This is a genomic window from uncultured Exiguobacterium sp., assembly GCF_964277885.1.
Classification (GTDB): Bacteria; Bacillota; Bacilli; order Exiguobacteriales; family Exiguobacteriaceae; genus Exiguobacterium_A.
This window is the reverse complement of record NZ_CAXYJR010000007.1, coordinates 51,813-75,520: the sequence shown is the minus strand read 5'-3', so window position 1 is coordinate 75,520 and position 23,708 is coordinate 51,813. Positions and strand designations below refer to the sequence as shown.

Here is a 23,708-nt window from a genome sequence, read left to right as displayed (position 1 = left end):
CTTAGCAGTTCCCCGTACCGCTACGTTGTCAGTATAAAGAAGATGTGTCGATTTTGTAAACGTTTTCATACAATATTTCTCACCAAATCCACATACTCGGAATATTCTGATTACGATTGCAGTACAAAAAAGGAACCACCTGCTACTATGTAGTATACAGGACGGCTCCTTTCGGAAAGTTACAATTGTTATTCAACTTTAGCAAGTGGCACATCGGATGACTCAGACTTACTCGTCAATCGGAAGATTCCATTTAGTAATAATGCCGTTAGCGATCCCGCAACGATCGGGCTATCCGTCAAGACACGGATTTGTGACGGGAGACCCGCTACGATTTCAGGATTCATGCTGATTCCTAGACCGATCCCGAGTGCAAGTGCCACCGTGATGACATGTTCGTTCTTCGAGAAATCGACCCGCGACAGAATACGGATTCCGCTCGCTGCGACCGTTCCGAACATGATCAACATCGCCCCACCTAGGACAGGTTTTGGAATCAATGTCGTAAACGTCGCCACTTTTGGTAAGAAACCAAGCAAGATCAAAAACCCACCCGCAAATAAAATGACTTTACGTGTCTTGACGCCAGTCAACTGAACGAGACCGACGTTTTGGCTATAGGTCGTATACGGGAAACTGTTGAAAATACCGCCAACGATCGTTGCGACACCTTCGGCTCGGTAGCCACGTGCTAGATCCTTATCCGTTAAGCGACGATCCGTGATCTCACCAAGTGTCAAGAATACGCCTGTCGATTCGACCATCGAGACGAGACCAACGAGTGTCATCGTCAAGATCGCTGTCGCATTGAATGTCGGTACACCGAAGTAAAACGGCGTCACCATTTGGAACCATGACGCTTCCGCCACCGGACTGAAGTCGATCATTCCCATACCAAACGCAACGAGTGTACTGATCATCACAGCAATCAAGACAGCTGCTGCTTTTGAGAAGACCGTGCCGTAACGATTTAAGATTAAAATCAAGACGATCGTCAGTCCAGCGAGTCCGAGGTAACGTGCGTCACCAAAGTCCTTTACGCCCTGTCCGCCTCCGATGTCATTGATCGCAGCCGGAATCAAGGAAATCCCGATGATCGTCACGACAGAACCAAGGACGACTGGCGGGAACAGGACGGCAATCTTACTGAACCAACCTGAGATAACAAGAATGATCAGCCCACTCGCAATCAAAGCACCGTAAATCGCCGTAATCCCTTGAAGACTACCGATCGCGATCATCGGACCGACTGCCGTGAAGGTACAACCGAGGACGACTGGTAGACCGACACCTGTGTATTTCGTGACAAGTACTTGTAATAAGGTCGCGACGCCACACATGAAAAGATCAATCGCCACTAAATAAGCGAGTTCTTCTCCCGACAATCCGATCGCACTCCCAACGATCAGCGGAACAACAGCTGCTCCTGTGTACATCGCAAGCACATGCTGAAGTCCGAGACTAGCGGCTTTGAAGTTCGATAATCTCATACGGTCACCGAGTCAACGAACGTCGCTTTTCCGTCCTTCAATGACTCCACGCGAGCGAGTGACTCGACGCGGAAACCGGCTTCGATTAACTTTTGACGTCCCGGTTGGAACGACTTTTCAATGACAATTCCAAAGCCGGAAACTTCCGCACCTGCTTGCTCAACAAGGCGAGCAAGACCAAATGCCGCTTCCCCGTTCGCGAGGAAATCGTCGATGATCAAGACACGTTCACCCGGTTGTAGGTATTTTTCTGCAACCGTAATCGTACTCGTCTGTTGTTTCGTAAACGAGAAGACTTCAGCTGAAATCGTTCCTTCATTCAAGGTGACGGATTTCGTCTTACGAGCATAGACCATTGGTACCCCTAAACGGAGCGCCGTCATCATTGCCGGGGCAATACCACCCGCTTCGATCGTCAAAATCCGCGTGATACCGGCATCTTGGAAGCGATCCATGAACTCATAGGCGATTTCCCACATCAAGGTCGGGTCGACCTGGTGGTTTAAAAAGGCATCCACTTTCAATACTTGATCCGATAAGACGATTCCCTCTTGATTAATCATGTCGTGTAGACGTTTCATACATGCATTCTCCTCTTTAAAAACGAAAAAACGTACAGCCGCTACCCGGGGGCAGCCACTGTACGCCAAAAAAGAGAGCAGTAACTCACCACCCGTAGTCGGACCGTTACGGCGATCCGGTAGAGACTCGTGGGCCAATTCCCACTATTATACGAGCGTTGCTATACGTTTACGTTTCGTGATTTTCGTGATGTGTACCATTGTACGGGGTTTAGCGAAAAAGTAAAGACTTTTTCACACCGTGCTTAGGCTTGGCGTTCCTCGACCGCTTGTGCTGCCGTGATGATTGCGAGTTTGTAAACATCTTCTTCGTTACAACCGCGTGAAAGATCGTTGACCGGTTTGTTCAAACCTTGAAGAATCGGACCGATTGCTTCGAATCCACCAAGACGTTGTGCGATTTTGTAGCCAATGTTTCCAGCTTCAAGACTTGGGAAGATGAAGACGTTCGCTTGACCTGCGACATTTGATTCTGGTGCTTTTGATTTCGCGACGCTTGGAACGAATGCTGCATCGAATTGGAGTTCGCCATCGATTGCAAGCTCTGGTGCACGTTCTTTAGCAATGCGAGTTGCTTCAACGACGCGCTCTGTCTCTGGTGATTTTGCTGAACCTTTTGTCGAGAAGCTGAGCAATGCTACTTTTGGATCGATCCCGAATGTTTTTGCTGTTTTCGCAGATGCGATCGCGTTCTCTGCTAGATCGTTCGCATCTGGTGCGATGTTGATTGCGCAGTCTGCGAAGACGTATTGCTCATCGTCACGTACCATAATGAAGACGCCTGATGTTTTTTTATAGCCTTCTTGCATTTTGATGATTTGAAGTGCTGGACGAACTGTATCGCCTGTTGCGTGCATCGCACCCGATACAAGACCTTCTGCTTGCCCTGTGTGAACGAGCATCGTACCGAACGTGTTGACGTCTTTTAAGATGACAGCACGCGCTTGCTCTTCTGTTGCTTTCCCTTTACGACGCTCAACGAACGATGCGACAAGCTCATCGATTCCAGCGTAAGAAGCAGGATCGATCGTATCAAGTCCCGTGACATCGATTCCGTTCGCTGCTGCTGTTTCTTCGATTTGTACACGTGGTCCGATGACGACCGGTGTGACGAGACCGTCTTTCTTCAAACGGACAGCTGCGCCAAGAACACGCGCGTCGATTCCTTCTGGGAAGACGATTTTTGGTTGGTGCGCTTTAATCTTTTGTTCTAACATATCGAATAATTGCATGAGTTTCTCTCCTTTTTAGGTAAACACGACGTCGTCGATTTGATCGATTTTCTTTTCCATCGTTTATTATACACAGTTCTCAATCGTTGTTAAAACAATTTGCAAAAAAGTTATCTAACAAAAGCACTGAAGCCATATTCACTGACTATTACAGTCATTTTTAAGAATGGTACAGAGACTATTTCCAAGCAACGTAATCTCCACTTCCCCTTTTACCCACTCTCTGCTTTTTTCATGTGTTACGATCTCATGGACAAAGACCTTTTCGGGCGAAGCGTTTCAGTAGAATGTGATAAGATAGGATATGGAAAAAGACAATTTATTTCAGACTCAGGAGGTCATCCCATGCAACACCAAACATCTGAACCGACTGCTACGCAACAAGCCGCTGAAACACTCGACGGCTGGTATACATTACATGATTTCCGCCGGATCGATTGGTCACGCTTGAAACAAGTCGACGCGACAGACCGCGCGCGCATGATTGAAGAATTCCAAACCTTCCTCTCAGAGCTTTCTAGTGTCGAAGCGGCAAAAGACGGAAGCCATGCCCTTTATACGATCATCGGTCAAAAAGCCGATCTCGTCTTGATGGTTCTTCGTCCAACGATGGAACAAATCCAAGACGTCGAAGTCAAAATGCAGAAACTTGATCTCTATGATTACTTGATCCCGACGTATTCTTACGTCTCTGTCGTCGAACTCGGTACGTACCGTGGTTCAGGCGAAGGAAATCCATACGAGAACCCTTATGTGCGTGATCGTCTCTATCCAATCTTGCCGCAAGCGAAGCACATCTGCTTCTACCCGATGAGCAAGTCACGTCGCGATGGCGACAACTGGTACACGCTCTCGATGGAGAAACGAAAAGAACTCATGTATCGTCACGGTATGATCGGTCGGAGTTATGCTGGGAAAATTCAGCAAATCATCGGTGGATCAACTGGATTCGACGATTGGGAATGGGGCGTTACACTCTTCTCAGACGACATTCTCCAGTTCAAGAAAATCGTTTATGAAATGCGTTTTGACGAAGTTAGCGCGAAGTACGGTGAGTTTGGTGAGTTCTTCATCGGCAACCGTCTCGAAAGTGAACAATTAGATACTCATTTTGCACTTTAATGTGTTGAATGACGTTTGATTGAAATATCTCATGGGAATATACTCCTTGCGGCTATAAAACAGTAAGTTGAATGACGTAAGGAGGAATTACCATGGGGAATGCTATGAACCGATCGACACGGTCGCGTGAATTGCAATTCGCTGTGCTTTCAAAAGAGCTGAAACCGGTTGCAGATCGCGTACTGGATCGCTATGAGCAAGCATTATCGAAGCTAAACAAAACACAAACGACAAAACGATGAATTCGTTTTGATACCTGCGTCTACTCGATATCGAGTGGGCGTTTTTCGTATAAAAAAACCGTTTTTCTCCATGATGGAAGAAAAACGGTCGCACCTCATAATCCTTTATATGCACCAATCGCGACAAAGATCCACGCCGCGATGAATAAGACGCCACCAATCGGTGTGATAGCTCCCAGTTTCGTCACGTTCGTCAATGCCATGATGTACAGACTACCCGAGAAGAAAACGATTCCGGCGAGCATCAGCCAAGCAGCTAATGACCATTGTGGAATCGATGCCTTTAACAAGAGTCCCCCAAGTGCTAGGATACCGAGCGAGTGTACCATTTGGTAAAGTACGCCTGTCTGCCAGTTCGCGAGCATCCGTTCCGTCAACATATCTTTTAAGGCATGGGCACCGAATGCCCCAAGCGCGACCGATAACATCATCGAGATCGCACCAATCATAATGAATACTTTCATGCTTATTCTCCCCCTAACCGACGTGCTGGTAAATTCCATTCATAATAATACGATAGCATACGTAAAACAGTGATGAGTCCGAGCAATGTGAACAAATGTAGAGGATTCGTCAATTGGAAACGATCAATCACAAGTGCTGCCATGACGGCCCACATCGCATAAATCTCTTTATGCAAGACGAGTGGTTTGCGCCCCGCGAGTAAATCGCGAATCACTCCACCACCAACACCAGTCAGCACTGCAGCCGAAATTGTTGCTGACAATGGCAGTCCTTTTGCTGTCGCCATCAAAGCACCTTGAATCGCAAACGCCGACAATCCGAGCGCATCCGCGAGGACTCCCCAACGTGTCCAGTGCGGCAAGAACAACTGGGGTAACATGAAGATCAACAACGCAACGAGAATCGCTACTAAAAAGAGACCACCTTGCGACCAGAGAGCGGATACCGGTACACCAATCAGTAAGTTACGAATGGCACCACCACCAAACGCCGTGATCAAAGCAAGTAACCAGACGCCGAATAAATCATATTTTTCTTCCATCGCAACGATTGCTCCACTCATCGCAAAAGCGACCGTGCCGATGATATTCAATAAGTCCCAGGACATGCGCACATTTCACCTTTCTACAAAGAAATTCCAATACTTACTATACTCTCTTTTTAGTTTCCGTACAGCATTAATTTTCTGTCACCGTTTCGACCGTTTGCGAGTGACGATTTTAGGTAAAGTAACCTATACTGAAACAAACTGTACAGGAAGCTAGGTGACCGTATGAAACGTTGGGCGCTTTATCGCATCGTCGTCATCGTGACGATGTTCGCACGTTACATCTTTACGATCTATCGATTCACCCGGAAAAACCGGCCAGGTACGAACAACGAAGAGTTTGAGCGCATCATGATCCGGATTGCGCGTGACTATAAGAAAAAAGCATTACGCCTCGAAGGATTACTGATCAAGCTCGGTCAGTTCTTATCGATCCGAGCCGACCTGTTTCCTCCGTCCGTCTTAATGGAACTGACCGAACTCGTCGATAAAGTGCCTTCGAGTAAACTCGGAGAGTCACGAAAGATCATCGAAGAGGATTGGGGTATGCCGATCGAAGAGATTATCTCAGATATCAGTCCCCGCCCTGTCGCGTCGGCCTCGATTGGTGAAGTCTACAGCGGAATCCTAAAATCAAACGGTAAAAAGGTCGCGATCAAAGTCCAGCGACCGAATATCGAACAAATCATTAAGACTGATTTTCGTGCCATGCGTATCGTCATTGCCATGTTGCGCCGGACTTCATTAAACAAATCAACTGATCTACAAAGTTTGTATCGCCAAATGGTCTTCGTCATCGGTGATGAATTGAATTACCGAACTGAATTAAAAAACGGGCTCTACTTTAAAAAGATGTATGAGACGAACCCCGTCATCTATATTCCGAGTTATTATGAGGAACATTGCACGAATCGTGTTCTTGTCATGGAATGGATCGAAGGAACACGCATTACGGATCTCGATTATCTAGCAGAACACCAAATTGACCGTGACGAACTGGCACGTAATCTATTCTTGAACGCCGGGGAACAATTACTGTTCGGCGGGAAATTCCACGCCGATCCACACCCGGGCAACGTCCTCGTCCAATCCGACGGTAAAATCGTTTTGCTTGATTTCGGGATGATCGGAGCGACAACGCCTGACGACATGCGAGCGATTCAGCGAATCCTTCAGTCCTTCGTCACATTGGATTACGATGCGATCGTCGATGGTCTAGAAGATCTACGATTCTTGTTGCCAAATGCAAATAAGCAAAACATCCGACAAGCGATTGAAAAAGCGGTCACGTTTTATCTCGAAAGTGATATGGAGAACGTCGATACGAAATTGATCGAGAAGGTATTATCCGATATCGAGTTACTCGTCCGAAACGAACCAATCCAGCTTCCTGCCGAGTTCGCGTTCTTCGGTCGTGCTGCATCGACGATTCTTGGAATCCTTCAGATTCTTTCGCCACAAATCAATCTACTTGAATTAGCTAAACCAATGGTTCGACGTTGGCTCGATGATGAAGGGAAAAACCAAAACCGTTACCTCCAGATTGCCGGCTCTTACGGCGCGCGCTTGCTCGCCTTCCCGCGTCTTGTTAACGATGCCTTAAGCGAACCGACACGTTGGCGGATTATGGAGCAACAAAAGTTTTCTCGTGTCGCAAATATCGAGTCACTCAAAATCCGGCAGTGGACGAGTTCGCTCGTCGGGATCATCAGCCTACCATTTAGTTATCTCGGCTATTATTTTACGCAGTATGACGTCATGGGCATTTCCTTGACGATCGCGGTCATCTCTTTATGGAACGGTCGCCGAATCGGACGACAAATCGTCCGGATTGCTGACGAACCGTTCCGTTGAATGATACAACAGCCTACGTCCACTTCGGTGGACGTTTTTTTATTTCAGAATAATTCATCTTCACACTACGAGGTTTTTCCTAACGCCTTGCGGGGTACAGCTTCAAGTAGAGAGATAATAGTAAGGAGAGGTGAAACACTTGATTGATATTTTAATTGCCATCGTTCCTGCATTAATGTGGGGATCGTTGCCGCTCGTCGTCTCGAAAATCGGAGGTTCGACAGCGCAACAAATTATCGGTACGACTTTGGGTGCGTTGCTTTTCGCGATCGTCACCTTCTTTTTTGTCGGCCCAGAGATGTCAACGACTGCCTGGGTCGCCGGATTCTTTTCTGGTGCCTTCTGGGCACTTGGTCAAAAAAATCAGTTTGCCGCATTTCGTCAGATGGGTGTCTCGAAGACGATGCCCATCTCAACAGGGATGCAACTCGTCGGAACATCGTTGTTTGGTGTCCTTGCCTTTGGCGAGTGGTCAACGACAACTGCCTTGATTCTCGGAATCAGTGCGCTTGTATTGATTATTGCCGGAGCAGCCTTCACGTCTTATAAGGAAGACAAAAGTAAAGAAGATGAGAATATCGGCAAAGGATTGACGCTCCTCCTCGTCTCGACTGTCGGGTATGTCGGCTACGTCGTCATCGCCCGCTGGTTTGATATTAATGGTTGGGAAGCCGTCTTACCGCAAGCGATCGGGATGGTCGTCAGCGCCATTCTTCTTTCTTTACGAGAAGGAGATCTCTTTACGAAGAAAACTGCTGGCAATACAGTTGGTGGACTCATGTGGGCTGTCGGGAATGTCGCTTTACTGTTTGCGACGGCAAAAGTCGGGGTTGCGACAAGCTTCTCCCTTTCTCAAACAGGTGTCGTCATCTCAACCATCGGTGGCGTCCTCTTACTGAAAGAGACGAAGACGAAGAAAGAGATGACCTTCGTCATCATTGGTTGTATTTTAGTCGTTGTTGGCGGAATCATGATTGGATTTACGAAACAATAAATAAAGGAGTGGAGCATCATGTATGAGAGTTTAAAAGGAAAAGTTGCCATCGTAACAGGTGGATCAATGGGAATCGGCGAAGCTATCGTTCGTCGTTATGCAGAAGAAGGCATGCGTGTCGTTATCAACTACCGCAGTCACCCGGAAGAAGCGAAAAAAATCGCTGAATCTATTAAAGAACAGGGCGGCGAAGCCATTACGATCCAAGGGGATGTCTCGAAGGAAGACGATATGATCAACCTTGTGAAAGAGACTGTCACTCGCTTCGGTCAATTGGATGTTTTCGTCAATAATGCGGGAATCGAAATGCCGTCAGCATCTCATGAGATGTCACTCGAAGACTGGCAAAAAGTCATCGACGTCAACTTAACAGGGGCTTTCCTCGGGGCGCGAGAGGCTCTGAAGTACTTCGTCGAACATGATGTCAAAGGCAGTATCATCAATATGTCGAGTGTGCATGAAATCATTCCATGGCCGACGTTCGTTCACTACGCTGCGAGTAAAGGTGGCGTCAAATTGATGACACAAACACTTGCGATGGAGTATGCACCAAAAGGTATTCGGGTCAATGCGATTGGCCCTGGTGCAATCAATACACCAATCAACGCTGAAAAATTCGAAGATCCAGAACAACGAAAAGAAGTCGAGAGCATGATTCCAATGGGCAATATCGGGAAACCAGAAGAGATTTCTGCCGTTGCCGCATGGCTTGCGTCTGACGAAGCGAGTTATGTCACAGGGATCACACTCTTTGCGGACGGTGGTATGACACTCTATCCCTCTTTCCAAGCGGGCCGCGGTTAACCTATTTTGAGTAGACAAGGAGAGAACCGCTCATGACCACTTTTTTCTCGTTGATCCGTCGCGGTAATAAGTCAGCCCTTGCTGCAGCCATCGTCAACACGATCATTGCCGTGATCAAGTTCGTCGCCTATATCTTGACTGGGAATGTGGCGATGTTCGCTGAAATGATGCATACGATTGGTGACGCAGCGAACCAATTCTTCGTTTACATCGGTTCTGCCCTTAGTAAAAAGGCACCAACGAAGCGGTTTCCGAACGGATTTGGGCGTCTCGTCAATCTTGTTCTGCTCGCTGCCATTCTCGTCGTCGCACTTCTCGCTTACGAGACGATTCGGGAAGGTATCTTGCATATCACACATGGTCCTGGTGAAGAAACGACGGGACTATGGATTATCCTGACTGCACTTGGCATTGGTGTTGTTCTCGAGGTGAGTGTCTTTTATAAAGCGATGACGGAAATCGCCCACGAGACCGGATTGAAGTCTCGTGGATTGACGCTCGTCGCCCAAAGTTTTGCTCATCTTGGTCAGGCGAAACCGGCGACACGTCTCGTCTTCATGGAAGACCTTGTCGCAACTCTTGGTGGCGTCATCGCCATCATTGCTGTTTTGATTTCGCATTATACGTCGTTTTATCAAGCAGAAGGCATTGCGTCGATCTTGATTGGACTGATGATGTTTTACGTCGTCTACAACGTCTTTATTCAGAATGCAGCCGGTGCGCTCGGTGAGATTGATGAAGTATTGACGGCTAAAATTGGCGAAATCCTGTTACGTGACGAAGCGGTTCGGGACATCGAAAAGCTCGAAGTTATCAAAGAAGGCGATCACTTCCATGTCGAAACGGAGATTGAAGTTGATCCCAACTTAACGATTGCGCAAGCGGACGATATCAAGGACCGACTCGAACTGCAAATCCGGATTCTTAAAGGAGTCACGGATGTCACGATTTCCTTTGATGAAGATGATAACGTACAACAGTATCAACCACCACCGCCATCTGTATGATCGACAAAAAGCCATCGCTTCCGATGGCTTTTTGTGTGCGCTTATCAGCGTGCAGCACGGACGAATCCGGCGTCTTTCGCTTCTTTCTCCGTACAGAACCGTTGCTCCGGCTTCACTTCATCGTAGGATTGTCCTCCCGGTACATGATAGATTTTTTTACCTGACCGATTGATGTTGCCTTTAATGTCGCAGGATTTCGTTTCTGTAATCGCTTGAGCATTAAAGCCACGATTCGTGACATAGCCATCGTGCTCCCAAATCTTCTTCTTTGCCTGCTTGGCTTCCTGTTCGATCTGTTCGAACATATCGACGTAACCTGTGTCCGGTTCATAGACGAACGCCACACGCGCGAGTCCTTTTCGGAGTAACTCTTGATTCAACATTTTGTCGCCATACCAGACATATGCGAGCAGTCGTCCGTATCGATCCGTCCGGGAATGATCACGCTCCAACCGAATAGCTGTCCCGCTCGGTAAGGTCTCTTTTGTAAACGCTGATGCTTCCGTTCCATACGGTTGAACCGGCGTATCCGGTTTGACGGTTTCCGGTGTATCAACGAGCAACAAACGAACATCTTCTGTTTTTCCGTCTGCTAGCTTCACTTTTAATGTATCCCCATCAATGACGCGTTCGACCGTCGCCTTCGTGATCTTTGCATCATCTGGTTGCTTAATGCCAAGCAGCTCGCTTTCTTCTGGTGCACAACCGATGAGAACAAATAGTAACAGTAGACTTATCATGGCGTATCGTTTCACTTCTATTTGTCTCCTTTCCATGAAAATACGGATTCGGTCAAAGTCCGAACCCGCATACGCTATCTTGTTTATTCGTTAGTCTGCTGAAAGAACCGTTTCGACTTCGTTACGGTTCGTATAAAGTTGATAGAACGCTTCCGCTACATTTTTCGGATCAAGTGCCGTACCACGCTTCACTTCCCCAGCAATCGTGACGGTTCCGACGTAGACACCGTCTTCCTTCAATGTATCATGGAGCATATGCGTCACTTGACGAACGCCTGCCTTGCCGATCGACAGCCCTGGTAACGATTTGATTGCTTGCATCGCAGCGCCGCCTCCTGTAATCAGGATGGTACCCTCTTTTCGTTCCTGCATCGACGGCGCGACAAGTTGTGCGGCATGCAGTGCTCCGAGAACATCGATTTCGAACTCTTTCGTAATCTGTTCTGCCGAGACTTCAAGCACCGATGCTTGATGTAAAATCGAAGCATTGTAGACTAAGACATCGACTTGTCCGTACTGCTCTTCTGTCCATTCGATGAGCGATGCGATATCAGCTTTTCGAGAAGCATCACATTCCACTCCAACCGCTTCCACGCCTGCTTCTTTTAGTTCCGTGATGACAGCTGCGAGCGTTTCTTGTGTCCGTGCCGCGCAAACGACTTGAAAACCTTCTTGTCCGAATCGTTTACTGATTTCATATCCATTCCCTGGTCCTGCTCCGATGACGATTACTGTTTTCATGACATATCTCCCCTTCTCGTTTCAACTGTGATGGTTATTCCCTGAATCGCGTCATTTCATTCAAAAATCGAGTAATGAAGTGCCTTTTTCTTCTTTCTCCTGCGCGACACCCATGAAACGCGCCAACATCGGATCAACTGTTGGTGTTGCCTGAGGTGTTGACGTAGGTAGCGATATCGTCGAACTTGGTGTCGACTCGGATTCGAGCAGTAGTTCGCAGTAGACTTTCATCGCTGCAATCTGTTCTTTTTGCGTGGCTCCTGTTGTTTGATCGATGCGTTGCATCGCTTGGCGCATCTTTTCGATGATGTGTTGTTCCGTAATCATTTTATATTCCTCCTTATGGTAGATTGAGGGTATGAACTTGAAAAGGATGTGTTTTCTATGATTCGTACCGCTTTAGTTGGTTTTGGTCTTGCTGGCGAACATTTACATGCTCCTTACTTACAAGCACCTGATTATCAGTTAGTCGCTGTCCAGTCGAGTCGTCCGGAAGCAGTCGCTGCTTATGACGCGACGCTCCCTGTCTATTCGACACTCAAAGCCTTGCTCGCTAAAGAACAGATCGATTTAGTCGTCATTGCGACAGCAAATGAGCTACATTATCCACTTGCGCGTCTCGCTTTGTTATCGGGCTGCGATGTACTGGTCGAAAAACCGTTCACCGTCACGCTCGAAGAAGCCGAAGCGTTAACAGAACTAGCACGTACACACGATCGATTACTGACAGTTTATCATAATCGTCGGTACACGAAAGACTTCCGAACATTAATGAGCTTACTCGAATCTGGACGACTCGGTACACTTCAAACGTTCGAAGCGCATTATGACCGCTATCGTCCCGATGTGCAGGATCGTTGGCGCGAACAGGATGTGCCCGGTGCTGGTCTCTTGTACGATCTTGGATCACACTTGATTGATCAAGCACTTGTCGTTTTTGATGAAATTCCGGATCGTGTCTTTTGTGATCAAACGATTCAACGACAAGGTGGAATCGTCGATGACTACACACATCTCATTTTAGCCTTCGGCACGCGACGCGCTATTTTGCATATCGGTTCCATCGTTCCAGCTGTTGGTCCATCCCTGATGGTACACGGGACACAAGCAAGTTATTTCGTCGATGAAGTCGACACAAAGCGGACGACCTATCAATTGGCTGAAGCAAACGGACCGCTGCAAGACCTCCCGTTTGTTCCCGGTCATTTTGGCGATTATTATACGGATCTTGCTCCAGCTATTCGACAGCGGACGACACCGCCCGTCTCTTCAAAACAGGCTGAACTCGTCATGAAAATCATTGATTGTGCTCAAAAGAGTGCAAAAGTGGGTACATGGATAGAAGTAGACTAACTATCCATTTCAGACGAACAGGGGGAAGACAAGATGTTTTCAAGTACGGAACGGACAGCATGGTTAGAAGAGATGGGACAAGAACTTTTAGACGTCCTCGTCATCGGGGGCGGTATTACGGGAGCTGGCATTCTGCTTGACGCGCAAAGTCGTGGTATGCGGACAGGCTTGATCGAAATGCAGGACTTCGCCGAAGGGACATCGAGCCGATCGACGAAACTCGTCCATGGTGGATTGCGTTATCTGAAGCAGTTCGAGATCAAACTCGTCGCCGAAGTCGGAAAAGAACGTGCCATCGTATATGAGAATGCCCCACACGTGACGACCCCAGAGTGGATGATGCTCCCACTCGTCGAAGGCGGTACATTCGGCAGCTTCTCGACCTCGATCGGTTTACGTGTCTATGACCAACTCGCCGGTGTCAAACGTCACGAACGCCGGACGATGCTGAGTAAAGAAGAAACGTTACGTTACGAACCATTGTTACGCTCGGAACACTTAGTTGGCGGTGGTCGTTATGTCGAATATAAAACAGATGATGCCCGACTGACAGTCGAAGTCTTAAAAGCAGCCGTCGGTTACGGGGGACGTGCCGTCAACTATACAAAAGCCGAATCGCTTGTCTACCACAACGGAAAAGTCGTCGGTGTCGAAGTTCGTGACGTCTTAAATGGTAAAACGTATACGATCCGGGCAAAGAAAATCATTAATGCGACTGGTCCTTGGGTCGATGAACTACGTGAAAAAGATGGTTCGAAAGCCGGAAAATCACTACATCTGACGAAAGGGATTCATCTCGTCATCGATCAAGTGCATTTCCCGTTGCAGCAAGCCGTCTACTTCGATGTTCCGGATGGTCGGATGATCTTTGCAATTCCACGTGAAGGGAAAACGTATGTCGGAACGACTGATACGAACTATAAAGGAGATATCCTTGAGCCGGGTGTCACCGTTGAGGATCAGGATTATATTTTAGAAGCGACGAATCAAATGTTCAACGTCGAGTTGCGACCTGAGCATGTCGAATCGACATGGTCGGGACTGCGCCCACTCATTCATGAAGATGGGAAAGATCCAAGTGAACTATCCCGAAAAGACGAAATCTTCGTCTCGAAATCTGGTCTGATGTCAATCGCCGGTGGGAAGTTGACCGGGTACCGGAAGATGGCAGAACGCATCATCGATATGGTCGCGGAGCAATTCAAGACAGAAGAAAATAGAATTTATCTCGCTTCCCGTACGCACGATATCTTACTTGGTGGTGGTCATCCACAAGGAAGTAAAGGATTCGCTCGTTACATGAAAGAACAACAACCAAAGGGCGAAGCACTGGGGTTATCACCAAATGAGACGACATGGCTCATCCAGCGCTACGGTACGAATGTCGAACGTGTCTACGAGTTGATTCGGACACGTAGTGACGAAGCCGCTCGTTATCAATTACCGTTACACTGGTTCGGTGCTCTCCTATACGGACTTGAGGCAGAACTCGTCATGCAACCCGGCGACTTCTTGAACCGTCGTGCTTCAGCCGTCTTCTTTGATTTCCCTCATGCTGAACAATACGCAGATGGTGTTCTTGCTCTGATGCGTAGTGAACTCGGCTGGTCGGCAGAAGATGAAGCGAAAGCCAATGAAAGCATTCGTCGTGAATTTGATGCGGTTCGCGTCAAAGGACCCGTTCCGCTTTTATAATACAAGAAGACCCGATCGTCTAAAGGCGACCGGGTCTTCTTGTATGTTACTGTTCTTCTTTTGAAGCAGCGAGTTCCGCTGCCGGCATGTTTCCTGGATGTAGATTCGAACTCTTACGTGCAAACGTAAAGTAAAGGACTAAACCGATGGCGAGCCAGATTCCGAAAGCAATCCATGTCTCGAGTTTCAAGTTGAACATCAAGAAGAGACATGCAGCGATTGCTGCGATTGGCACATATGGCATACCCGGACATTTGAATGCACGCGGGAGATCCGGCTGTGTCTTACGAAGAATCAAGACAGCGACAGAGATCAAGACGAAGGCTGCGAGTGTACCCATGTTGACGAGGTTCGCGATGACATCGAGTGGAACGAATCCAGCGACGAGTGAGCTACCGAGTCCGATCATCCAAGTCGCTTTGAATGGTGTTTGGTACTTCGGATGCACTTCAGAGAATACTTTCGGGAACATTCCGTCACGCGAGATGGCGAACGCAAGACGTACCATTCCGTATGTCATGACGAGAATAACCGTTGTGATCCCGAGAATCGCACCGAGATCGATGAACCCAGCAACCCAGTTTTGACCTGCCATTTGAATCGCAAGTGAGACCGGGTGATCGATCCCAGCGAATTTTTGATACGGTACGATCCCTGTCATGATAGCTGCGACGATAACGTAAAGGATCGTACAGACAGCGAGTGAACCGATGATACCACGTGGTAAGTTCTTTTGCGGATCGCGGACTTCTTCTGCTGCTGATGTAACAGCATCAAAACCGATATACGCGAAGAAGACGATCGCGGCACCTGAGAAGACGCCTCCCCAACCGAATGGTGTGAATGGTGCCCAGTTCGATGGTTCAACGTAGCCGACACCAACGACGATGAACAACACAACGACTGCTAATTTGATGACGACCATGATGTTGTTGACACGCTTCGTTTCCTTGATTCCCATCGACAACAATGCCGTAATGGCAAAGAGGATTAGGAAGGCTGGAAGGTTGAAGTATGTCTTGGCTCCTTCGACTGCTCCAGGAGCTGCTGAGAGAGCAGTTGGTACATGGATATTGAATCCTGCGAGTAAAGACTGGAAGTAGCCAGACCAACCGGCTGCTACGGCACTGGAGGCAAGTCCATATTCGAGAATCAAGTTCCACCCGATGATCCAAGCAAAAATTTCTCCCATCGTTGCGTACGTATACGTATAGACGGATCCACTGACCGGAATCGTTGATGCGAATTCAGCGTAAGCAAGAGCAGCTAGACCACAGGCGATGGCAGATAAGATGAATGATACGATAAGTCCTGGTCCTGCAGTCAACGCTCCTGTTCCTGTCAAAACAAAGATTCCGGTTCCGATGATGGCGCCAATTCCTAAAAACGTTAAATCCATCGCGCCAAGATTTCGAGCAAGTCCACTGTTGCGTTTACTTGCAGCAATCATAGCGGAAACATCTTTTTTCCGCGTCAAACTCATGATGTACTTCCCCCTATATTCGTTGTGATTTGTCTTACGAAGCGAGTCGTTCGCAAGAACTTAATCAAAAATTTACGAAGTTTTCTGATAAATTGATATAGGTCATTGTACCTATTTGTTTTTTGAGTGACGCTTTCATCTGTTAAAGAACAAAAAATACCTCAAAAATATCGGTATGTAACAGATGTTACATACTGATATTTTTCTCTCTTTTCAGTTCATGTCTCAAATCGTTTTCCGTGTCTTCGTCCATTCCAAAAACACTTGGTAATCCAGCTTTGTTCGAATGACATAAGCTTCTGACCAGCGTTCGATTTGCTTCAAAAAAGCGGTATCGGAAACACCGATGGCTCGAATGATTTCAACGTCCGCATGATGAGTCAGTATTTTTTCTTTAATACCAGCATCCTGATCCGCTCGTGCATGCACTTTGGCGGTAATTTGACCTTGAATACATAACACATTTTCAAGGTCTTCCTGACTTTTTATATGCTTCGCCTTTAGTTTTTTCTTGTATGGTGAACGCTCGCGTACATAATATTCCTTTTTTCCGATCGTCAGATAACCAAGATATGGATCTTCATGTGCCTGCATCGCTTTTTGAGATGTGATGATCCGTCGTCCTTGATGGACGGCTTCTGCTTCCGGTCGATAGACAGGCAGGAATAACGAAGGAACGGACGTTTGCGCTTGTTTCATCTCAAGAATCAAATCTTCTTCTCCACCTTTGCCCTCAATCAGAATGTAATAGCGCTCAAGACCAATCGATGCTGTTCCGCTATCTAGCTTACGAACGATATCCTTAATCGTATAGAACGATTCTTCACGGCGATCCTCGGCGTCAATCGTCTCGATGTAGGAAGACCAGGCAGATTCGATTGCTGATCGTGTCGCGTCATCTACTGCTTCCATATCGGGTAATGTACAAAAACGTCTCACACCATCCACTAGCTCCGTTCGCTCCCCCATTAATTCCTCACGTTTCTTTTCTGCTTTTTTGATTAACTTCTTGATTGGTCCTTTTGTATTGTCCCGCGTAAAACAGACATCACTCGGATCTTTTCCGAGAGCGTACTTTTTTAAATCGTGTAAGTATTCGAGAACATAATTGCGAATCGCAGGAGTCGGATCATATCCTGCCTCTTCGGCGAACAATCGGACAGAGACCGCCATGCGAATCAAATCATATAAATACGATCCTAAGTATCCTTCATCAAAATCATTGACGTCGTAGATGATTTCTCCTTTTGCGTTGCCATGAACACCAAAATTCTCGAAGTGAAGATCTCCCTGAATCCACGTCGGTTTATCACGAGGTGTGTCAAAACCAAGAGGAATCCGGGTCACATCATAATAAAACAGATGCGAACTTCCCCGGAAAAACCGAAATGGACTCAAGCTCATCTTGTCGTACTTCTCCTGACGTGCTTGCTCATCAAGCTGACGGATTTCATGATCGTAGAAATCAAGGACCTTCGCAATCGTCATCTGTCGAATCTCTTCGTACACGGGCTGAAACATTCAATTCTCTCCTCTCCATTTGAAAAAAAAGCAGTCAAAACGAAATCGTTTGACTGCTCCCTGCGTGTTACTCGAAATGTTTTTTATATTCCCCATATCCTGCCGAATCAAGCTCTTCTACCGGAATAAATCGTAATGCCGCTGAGTTGATACAATAGCGAAGACCACCAAGTTCCGTCGGGCCATCGTCAAAAATGTGACCAAGGTGACTATCCGCATTCGCAGAACGCACTTCCGTCCGCGTCATCCCGTGACTCGTATCGAGTTCGACTTCCATCTTGTCTTCTGAGATCGGTTTAGCGAAGCTCGGCCAACCACAGTTCGATTGGAACTTGTCTTTTGATGTGAAGAGTGGTGTGCCATCAACGATATCGACATAAAGACCTGGACGTTCTTCGTCCCAATATTCGTTACGGAAAGCGGGTTCTGTTCCATTCTCTTGTGTGACTTTATACTGAATTGGTGTCAGACGCTCTTTCAGTTCTTTTTCCTTACCGTGATCCTTCCACGCTTCCTTGATGAATTTCGCGCGACCTGAGCCGACACTATACATCTGATAACGGAACGGATTCTTTTTATAATAATCTTGGTGATATTCTTCAGCTGGCCAAAACGGCTTTTCTGGACGAATCTCTACCGCGACCGGACGCGAGAAACGTCCTGATGCGTCAAGCGCTGCTTTCGAACGTTCCGCCGCTTCACGCTGTGCTTCATCGACATAAAAGATAGCCGGCTGATACGATTCACCACGGTCGTTGAACTGACCACCACCGTCTGTCGGATCGATTTGACGCCAGAAAATCTCGAGTAATTCTTCGTACGTAATGACGGACGGATCGTACGTGACTTCAACCGCCTCCAAGTGACCTGTCGTTTCCGAACAGACCTCTTTATAAGTCGGGTTCTCTGTATGACCACCGGTATATCCTGAAATGACCTGCTCTACCCCATCATATTTATGGAATGGCTTGACCATGCACCAGAAACAACCACCTGCAAATATTGCTTTTGCCATCTATCTTCCCCTCCTCTGTATATGACTATTTTACCGCGTTCAGAGAATGGACTCGACTTTCCTGCTCATTCAATCCTCTGGGTTCGCTTTTAGACGACGCATGACGAAGTAAATCGCTGCAAAGACAAGAAGAAGACCTCCAAGCGAATACCAAATGTTATTCAAACGATAAATCATTTGATATAGGGCAAGCGTCACAAGCAATAATGCGATCGGTAAGAAGGCACGCTTAAAGTGGTACCAGTAATTCACGAAGATCGCCTCCTGTTTTTCTTTCATCTTACTTGAAGCGACATCTAAAAAGCCACCTTCATTTGAAGGCGGCTAGTGGATTACGATTGACGTGGATGTTCTGGGAAGTCCATCTCGTCATAACGAACGATTGACGTCCGGTTTTTGAATTTATGTCCTAACCAGAAGGCAAGGAACAATGGAATACCGACATACGTTGCGGCGATCCCGACCCAATCAATTTGATCCGCGAGGAATGCGGCATAGTTTTGACCAACGATGACGAGGAAACAAAGACCGAATGCGAACAGCGGACCGAATGGGAACGCTGGTGCAACATATGGTAAGTCTTTCAACGAGTGACCTTGTGCAAGGAATCCTTTACGGAAACGATAGTGACTGATCGCAATCCCGAGCCATGCGATGAAACCTGTCATCCCTGAAGCATTGAGTAACCACAAGTAGACTTGTCCACCAAACATTGACGTCAAGAAACAGAGTGCACCGATTGCTCCTGTTGCGAGCAAGGCGTTACGCGGCACACCGTTTTTCGATACTTTCGCGAATAACTTCGGTGCATCTCCTTGGCGAGCAAGCGTATAAAGCATCCGTGTTGAAGCATACATACCTGAGTTTCCGGCAGATAGAACAGACGTCAAGATGACGGCGTTCATGAGCGCTGCCGAGAAGGCAAGCCCTGCTTTTTCAAAGACGAGCGTAAACGGACTGACGGCGACGTCCGTAATGTCATTCGAAACCAAGTTCGGGCTCGTATACGGAATGAGCATTCCGATGACGAAAATCGCAAAGACGTAGAAAAGTAAGATGCGCCAGAAGACTTGTTTGACTGCTTTTGGAACATTCTTTTTCGGATCTTCCGATTCACCCGCTGCAATCCCGACCAGTTCTGTACCCTGGAAACTGAATCCGGCAACGAGAATGATACCGATGACAGCAGGAATCCCACCGACGAACGGTGCATCCCCAAGTGCAAAGTTTTTAAAGCCAACCGGTGGCTCTGATGTAAAGACACCGAAAATCATCGCGACACCAACGACTAAGAAGACGATGACCGTGACGACTTTAATCATGGCGAACCAATACTCCGCTTCTCCGAATCCTTTAACGGAGAAGTAGTTCAAGCCAATCATGAGTAAGAGGAACAAAGCACTGAAGTAAAATCCAGGAACATCCGGGAACCAGTACGTCATGACGATTTGTGCTGCGACGAGCTCAACTGCGATCGTGACTGCCCAGTTGTACCAGTAGTTCCAACCGAGTGCAAAACCGAATGATGGATCGACGAATTTTGTTCCGTATGTCGAGAAGGATCCAGCAACCGGCATATACGCTGCCATTTCACCAAGACTTGTCATCAGGAAATAGACCATCAGACCAACGATTGCGTATGAGAGGAGCGCTCCACCTGGTCCTGCTGCTGCGACGGAAGCACCGGACGCAATGAAGAGTCCTGTTCCGATTGCACCGCCGATAGCGATCATCGACATATGACGAGCTTGTAATCCACGTTTTAATCCTTCTGCTGTCGAATCTGTTGTTTGTTTTACATCTAGATTGTTCATTTCGTTCGCTTCTCTCTGTTTAGATTTTTTGAGAGGACACTTTTTGAATGAAAAAAACAAAAAGCGCCCTCATCTTCCAGATGGAAGATGAGAACGCAACATAATAAAATGGATGCGCCTCATTCTACCGTCGTGAAAGATAGCTCTCCACAAGTAAGTGATACCCCACTTGTGACAGTATTAGACCTATTCGATCTAATCCCAATCGATCATCTTCAAAGCGATGATTGATTTCGGCAATTCTTCCTTTTCGATCACCTCATTTGCCGCTTGACGACATCCGTAACCGTACTCTTAAGAACTGCAACCTCCATCCCACTGGTTGAGTGAGAACTGAATTAAGTTAGTTATTACTACGCCATATTACACAAAACGCCACGAAATTGTCAATTGCCTTTTTCGAATATGAGGTAGTAGATGGTAAAAATCCGATATGTTTAGTACACTAAATGGTAGAAGTCCACTGAGAGAAAGGATGCTGCTTGCATGCCACAGGAACGTGATTTGCTGACTTATCGACTCGAGGAACAAATGCGTGTCATTCTTCGTACCCTGCGACGTGAACTTAATCGACTATTTGAAGGAACAGCGACCCGGAGTGAGTTTTTCATCTTGCGGAGCCTCTCAGAAAACGGTCCTCAGCGTCCGACACTTCTTGCGGAACAGTTTGAACTCGCTACGAGTCAAGTCACTGCTTTAACGGATAAGCTCTTCAAACAAGGATATGTCACACGGACACGCTCGACGGAAGATCGTCGTTCGATCGTACTCGCTTTGACGGATGACGGAGAACGTGCTTTTCGGGAACTCGAAATCGTCCGAAGAAACTATTTACAGGATCGCTTCGGAACCTTAACAGAAGAAGAACTTGAAACGATGATTCGTGTCTTCGATAAGATTTTACTGACGATGGATGAGGATACCCTCACTTCGTCTTCATGAAAACGGTAGATTTTCTACCGTTTTTTCTTTTTTATCTAAACATTTCTCACGATCTAACCGTTACCTAGATGAGTATAACGGAAGTATATATATGGAAAACTGTTAGCTGGGGGAGTTGGGAGGATTTGTTGTCCATCATGAATCAATTCATCATTAATTTTTGTCTACTATTTACAACGATTACTCTCTTGTTCTTACCATTTCGGAATCAGCCGCGTATTTCGCTCAATTCAAGCTGGAGCACACGTCTCATATTAGGCGCTGTCTCTGGGCTGATTGCGGTTTTATTGATGTTCAATGGAATCCAGATTGATATCGCCCGTGTGGATCTACGAATCGTTCCCGTCGCGATTGCCATGCTATTCGGTGGTTTCCCGAGCGCCATCGTTGCAGGTGTGATGATCATCGGGACACGTTACTTCTTGACACCTGTCGATCAGATGGAAGGCTTTTATCTGTCCACACTGATTATCGTATTATTCATTTCGACGATCGGAATCGTACGTCGTTTCGTTCATGTCTCGACGCGCCATTTTCAATTATTGGTGTTGATCGGTATTCTCTATTCGTTACCTGCCATCTATATCCTGACACACAGCTGGTCAACGTTTTTTAAAATCTCGATTGCGTACGTCTTTTTTAATTTACTAGCTGGATTTGTTGCCTTTCGATTGCTAACAGAATTACGACGTCACTTTGAAAACATCCAGTATCAGCAGAAATTAGCGATGACGGATGCCTTGACCGGACTTGCCAATCGGCGCCGTCTCGATGATTCGCTGTCACTTGTCGGTTCGACCGATCAAGGCTATTCACTTGTCTTAATCGATATCGACTTCTTCAAGCACGTCAATGATACATATGGTCATGACGCAGGTGATGATGTATTACGTCAACTCGGCATGACGCTCGCTTCCTTAACACGTCCGGACGATCTCGTCGGACGGTACGGTGGCGAAGAATTTTTGATCATCTTACCAAGCACCACAGCTAAAGAAGCTCAAAAAATCGCAGAATTGGCTCGGATGACAGTCGCACGCAACCTGTTCCCGACAGCGGACGTACCGGATCTACAAATCACGATCTCGCTTGGGATTGCACATTCTAGTGGTTCTCATACGTCCCTTGAAGCGTTACAACAAGCAGATAAAGCGTTGTATTATTCAAAAGAAAGCGGACGAAACCGAAGCACGATCTATACGAAGGAACTCGCTTTCCGACAAGCCTGAACACGAGACGCTTCCTATTTAGGAGCGTCTTTTTCTATGCACTCATTCCGTCTCTTCGGGAAAGCCGATGCTCTCAACCGTTCCAAAGACGATCATCCGGCTCAATTGTTCCGCCATATAAGCCGCTGAATATGGTCGACCGTTCCGCAACCAGGAAATCAATAATCCTAACTGTCCACCAATGACGTAGTTCAATAGCAAATCCCGATCGACAAAGGTTGCATCCTCTGCGACTTGCGGTCGAAAAACGAGGCGATAATTCTCTTTCAACGTATCAAGAAAACGCGAGATGAATGTTTTGATGGGACCTTGAACGAGCATCGTCTGATAAAACAATTCATTTTCTTCAATGTGAATGAATAAACGAGCAAAATAACGACTGACCTGTTCGACGGTCGGAAACACGGTAGCTTTACCTGTAATCCGAATCGCTTGTTCGAGCGTCATCATCTGTTCCTCGACGATTTGGTCAAGTAAATCATATTTATCTGTATAGTGCGCATAAAAGGTCGAGCGGTTCACCCCCGCCCCGTCCGTCAGCATCTTGACGGTGATGCTTGAAAAACTGTTCGTCTTCAATAAACGAAACAATTCCATCGTGATACGGTCACGTGACCGTTTCGGTCGTGGATCACGGCTCTCATTCATCTGTATTTCACTCCTTTTTCATCTTCTTTTCATAAATGAATCCGTTACCATTTACTTTTCCAACATTTTGTCGGAAATTGTCGGTTGTTTGTTATCTAACTATCCATATAATTAACTATATTAATTACTCCTCCCCCCAGAGGAGTACTTTTTTTGAATCGATTGTACACAAGAAAGGATGCTAACACA

At 46.9% G+C, this 23,708-nt stretch carries 24 protein-coding genes and 2 riboswitches; of the genes, 10 read left to right on the top strand and 14 right to left on the bottom strand.

Features of this window, described 5'->3' with window-relative positions; genetic code table 11:
- Positions 1-188: 188 nt before the first annotated feature.
- The 3 genes from ACHWTJ_RS14415 to pta form a co-directional block, all read right to left on the bottom strand.
- A complete protein-coding gene (locus ACHWTJ_RS14415) occupies positions 189-1,490 on the bottom strand; it encodes a nucleobase:cation symporter-2 family protein (protein ID WP_294739513.1) in 1,302 nt (433 codons plus the stop codon).
- Positions 1,487-2,071 carry a xanthine phosphoribosyltransferase gene (locus tag ACHWTJ_RS14410; protein WP_394679904.1) on the bottom strand — a complete coding sequence of 195 codons (585 nt, stop codon included), beginning with the start codon at positions 2,069-2,071 and terminating at the stop codon, positions 1,487-1,489. The genes ACHWTJ_RS14415 and ACHWTJ_RS14410 overlap by 4 nt, the downstream gene beginning before the upstream one ends.
- Before the next feature lie 75 nt (positions 2,072-2,146).
- A riboswitch (purine riboswitch) is annotated at positions 2,147-2,246 on the bottom strand.
- Between the two features lie 70 nt (positions 2,247-2,316).
- Positions 2,317-3,303 carry a phosphate acetyltransferase gene (gene pta, locus ACHWTJ_RS14405; protein WP_394679903.1) on the bottom strand — a complete coding sequence of 329 codons (987 nt, stop codon included), beginning with the start codon at positions 3,301-3,303 and terminating at the stop codon, positions 2,317-2,319.
- A 345-nt stretch (positions 3,304-3,648) separates the two neighbouring features.
- On the opposite strand from pta, the gene hemQ reads away from it, so the two are divergent.
- Together hemQ and ACHWTJ_RS14395 are read left to right on the top strand one after the other, a co-directional pair.
- Positions 3,649-4,425 carry a hydrogen peroxide-dependent heme synthase gene (hemQ, locus tag ACHWTJ_RS14400; RefSeq protein ID WP_394679902.1) on the top strand — a complete coding sequence of 259 codons (777 nt, stop codon included), beginning with the start codon at positions 3,649-3,651 and terminating at the stop codon, positions 4,423-4,425.
- Between the two features lie 92 nt (positions 4,426-4,517).
- On the top strand, positions 4,518-4,667 hold the full coding sequence (locus tag ACHWTJ_RS14395) for a hypothetical protein (RefSeq protein ID WP_023466754.1): 150 nt from the start codon (positions 4,518-4,520) through the stop codon (positions 4,665-4,667).
- Positions 4,668-4,762: 95 nt separating this feature from the next.
- On the opposite strand, the gene ACHWTJ_RS14390 is transcribed toward ACHWTJ_RS14395, so the two are convergent.
- Both ACHWTJ_RS14390 and ACHWTJ_RS14385 read right to left on the bottom strand, forming a co-directional pair.
- Positions 4,763-5,131 (bottom strand): DUF423 domain-containing protein, encoded by a 369-nt coding sequence (locus tag ACHWTJ_RS14390; protein WP_294751682.1) that lies wholly within the window; start codon positions 5,129-5,131, stop codon positions 4,763-4,765.
- Positions 5,132-5,133: 2 nt separating this feature from the next.
- The gene (locus ACHWTJ_RS14385; RefSeq protein WP_023466752.1) at positions 5,134-5,739 is read right to left on the bottom strand and encodes a trimeric intracellular cation channel family protein; all 606 of its coding nucleotides are present in this window, start codon (positions 5,737-5,739) and stop codon (positions 5,134-5,136) included.
- A gap of 165 nt (positions 5,740-5,904) precedes the next feature.
- Here ACHWTJ_RS14385 and ACHWTJ_RS14380 point away from each other — a divergent pair, with 165 nt between their 5' ends.
- The 4 genes from ACHWTJ_RS14380 (at position 5,905) to ACHWTJ_RS14365 (ending at position 10,338) form a co-directional block, all read left to right on the top strand.
- Positions 5,905-7,533 carry an ABC1 kinase family protein gene (locus tag ACHWTJ_RS14380; protein ID WP_394679901.1) on the top strand — a complete coding sequence of 543 codons (1,629 nt, stop codon included), beginning with the start codon at positions 5,905-5,907 and terminating at the stop codon, positions 7,531-7,533.
- A gap of 142 nt (positions 7,534-7,675) precedes the next feature.
- Positions 7,676-8,527, top strand: a complete 852-nt coding sequence (locus ACHWTJ_RS14375) for a GRP family sugar transporter (protein ID WP_394679996.1) — start codon at positions 7,676-7,678, stop codon at positions 8,525-8,527.
- Positions 8,528-8,545: 18 nt separating this feature from the next.
- Positions 8,546-9,331: an SDR family oxidoreductase gene (locus ACHWTJ_RS14370; protein WP_394679900.1), complete on the top strand. Its 786-nt coding sequence runs from the start codon at positions 8,546-8,548 to the stop codon at positions 9,329-9,331.
- Between the two features lie 32 nt (positions 9,332-9,363).
- Positions 9,364-10,338: a cation diffusion facilitator family transporter gene (locus ACHWTJ_RS14365; RefSeq protein WP_294751679.1), complete on the top strand. Its 975-nt coding sequence runs from the start codon at positions 9,364-9,366 to the stop codon at positions 10,336-10,338.
- Positions 10,339-10,382: 44 nt separating this feature from the next.
- On the opposite strand, the gene ACHWTJ_RS14360 is transcribed toward ACHWTJ_RS14365, so the two are convergent.
- From ACHWTJ_RS14360 to ACHWTJ_RS14350, 3 genes are all read right to left on the bottom strand, one after another.
- On the bottom strand, positions 10,383-11,093 hold the full coding sequence (locus tag ACHWTJ_RS14360; RefSeq protein ID WP_394679899.1) for a thermonuclease family protein: 711 nt from the start codon (positions 11,091-11,093) through the stop codon (positions 10,383-10,385).
- Positions 11,094-11,168: 75 nt separating this feature from the next.
- Positions 11,169-11,819 (bottom strand): SDR family NAD(P)-dependent oxidoreductase, encoded by a 651-nt coding sequence (locus ACHWTJ_RS14355; protein ID WP_394679898.1) that lies wholly within the window; start codon positions 11,817-11,819, stop codon positions 11,169-11,171.
- A 60-nt stretch (positions 11,820-11,879) separates the two neighbouring features.
- Positions 11,880-12,146, bottom strand: a complete 267-nt coding sequence (locus ACHWTJ_RS14350) for a DUF5327 family protein (protein WP_394679897.1) — start codon at positions 12,144-12,146, stop codon at positions 11,880-11,882.
- 57 nt (positions 12,147-12,203) lie between these two features.
- Between ACHWTJ_RS14350 and ACHWTJ_RS14345 the strand changes: the two genes are divergently transcribed.
- On the top strand, positions 12,204-13,172 hold the full coding sequence (locus tag ACHWTJ_RS14345) for a Gfo/Idh/MocA family oxidoreductase (protein ID WP_394679896.1): 969 nt from the start codon (positions 12,204-12,206) through the stop codon (positions 13,170-13,172).
- 33 nt (positions 13,173-13,205) lie between these two features.
- Entirely contained in the window at positions 13,206-14,867 is a 1,662-nt protein-coding gene (locus ACHWTJ_RS14340) for a glycerol-3-phosphate dehydrogenase/oxidase (protein ID WP_294739540.1), read from the top strand.
- A 46-nt stretch (positions 14,868-14,913) separates the two neighbouring features.
- Here the strand turns inward: ACHWTJ_RS14340 and ACHWTJ_RS14335 are convergent, their stop codons facing one another.
- The 5 genes from ACHWTJ_RS14335 to ACHWTJ_RS14315 all read right to left on the bottom strand — a co-directional run bounded on the left by ACHWTJ_RS14335 (position 14,914) and on the right by ACHWTJ_RS14315 (position 20,700).
- The gene (locus ACHWTJ_RS14335) at positions 14,914-16,350 is read right to left on the bottom strand and encodes an amino acid permease (protein WP_294739542.1); all 1,437 of its coding nucleotides are present in this window, start codon (positions 16,348-16,350) and stop codon (positions 14,914-14,916) included.
- Between the two features lie 225 nt (positions 16,351-16,575).
- A complete protein-coding gene (locus ACHWTJ_RS14330) occupies positions 16,576-17,871 on the bottom strand; it encodes a DUF2252 domain-containing protein (RefSeq protein ID WP_294739543.1) in 1,296 nt (431 codons plus the stop codon).
- Between the two features lie 67 nt (positions 17,872-17,938).
- Positions 17,939-18,886 (bottom strand): peptide-methionine (S)-S-oxide reductase MsrA, encoded by a 948-nt coding sequence (gene msrA, locus ACHWTJ_RS14325; RefSeq protein ID WP_294739545.1) that lies wholly within the window; start codon positions 18,884-18,886, stop codon positions 17,939-17,941.
- A gap of 69 nt (positions 18,887-18,955) precedes the next feature.
- Positions 18,956-19,138 (bottom strand): hypothetical protein, encoded by a 183-nt coding sequence (locus ACHWTJ_RS14320; RefSeq protein WP_035399267.1) that lies wholly within the window; start codon positions 19,136-19,138, stop codon positions 18,956-18,958.
- 80 nt (positions 19,139-19,218) lie between these two features.
- On the bottom strand, positions 19,219-20,700 hold the full coding sequence (locus tag ACHWTJ_RS14315) for an amino acid permease (protein ID WP_055969897.1): 1,482 nt from the start codon (positions 20,698-20,700) through the stop codon (positions 19,219-19,221).
- Between the two features lie 132 nt (positions 20,701-20,832).
- A riboswitch (Lysine riboswitch) is annotated at positions 20,833-21,021 on the bottom strand.
- Between the two features lie 165 nt (positions 21,022-21,186).
- On the opposite strand from ACHWTJ_RS14315, the gene ACHWTJ_RS14310 reads away from it, so the two are divergent.
- Entirely contained in the window at positions 21,187-21,642 is a 456-nt protein-coding gene (locus ACHWTJ_RS14310) for a MarR family winged helix-turn-helix transcriptional regulator (RefSeq protein WP_294739550.1), read from the top strand.
- Positions 21,643-21,779: 137 nt separating this feature from the next.
- Positions 21,780-22,871, top strand: a complete 1,092-nt coding sequence (locus ACHWTJ_RS14305) for a diguanylate cyclase domain-containing protein (RefSeq protein ID WP_394679895.1) — start codon at positions 21,780-21,782, stop codon at positions 22,869-22,871.
- Positions 22,872-22,913: 42 nt separating this feature from the next.
- On the opposite strand, the gene ACHWTJ_RS14300 is transcribed toward ACHWTJ_RS14305, so the two are convergent.
- Positions 22,914-23,519: a TetR/AcrR family transcriptional regulator gene (locus ACHWTJ_RS14300; RefSeq protein ID WP_294739553.1), complete on the bottom strand. Its 606-nt coding sequence runs from the start codon at positions 23,517-23,519 to the stop codon at positions 22,914-22,916.
- Between the last annotated feature and the right edge of the window lie 189 nt (positions 23,520-23,708).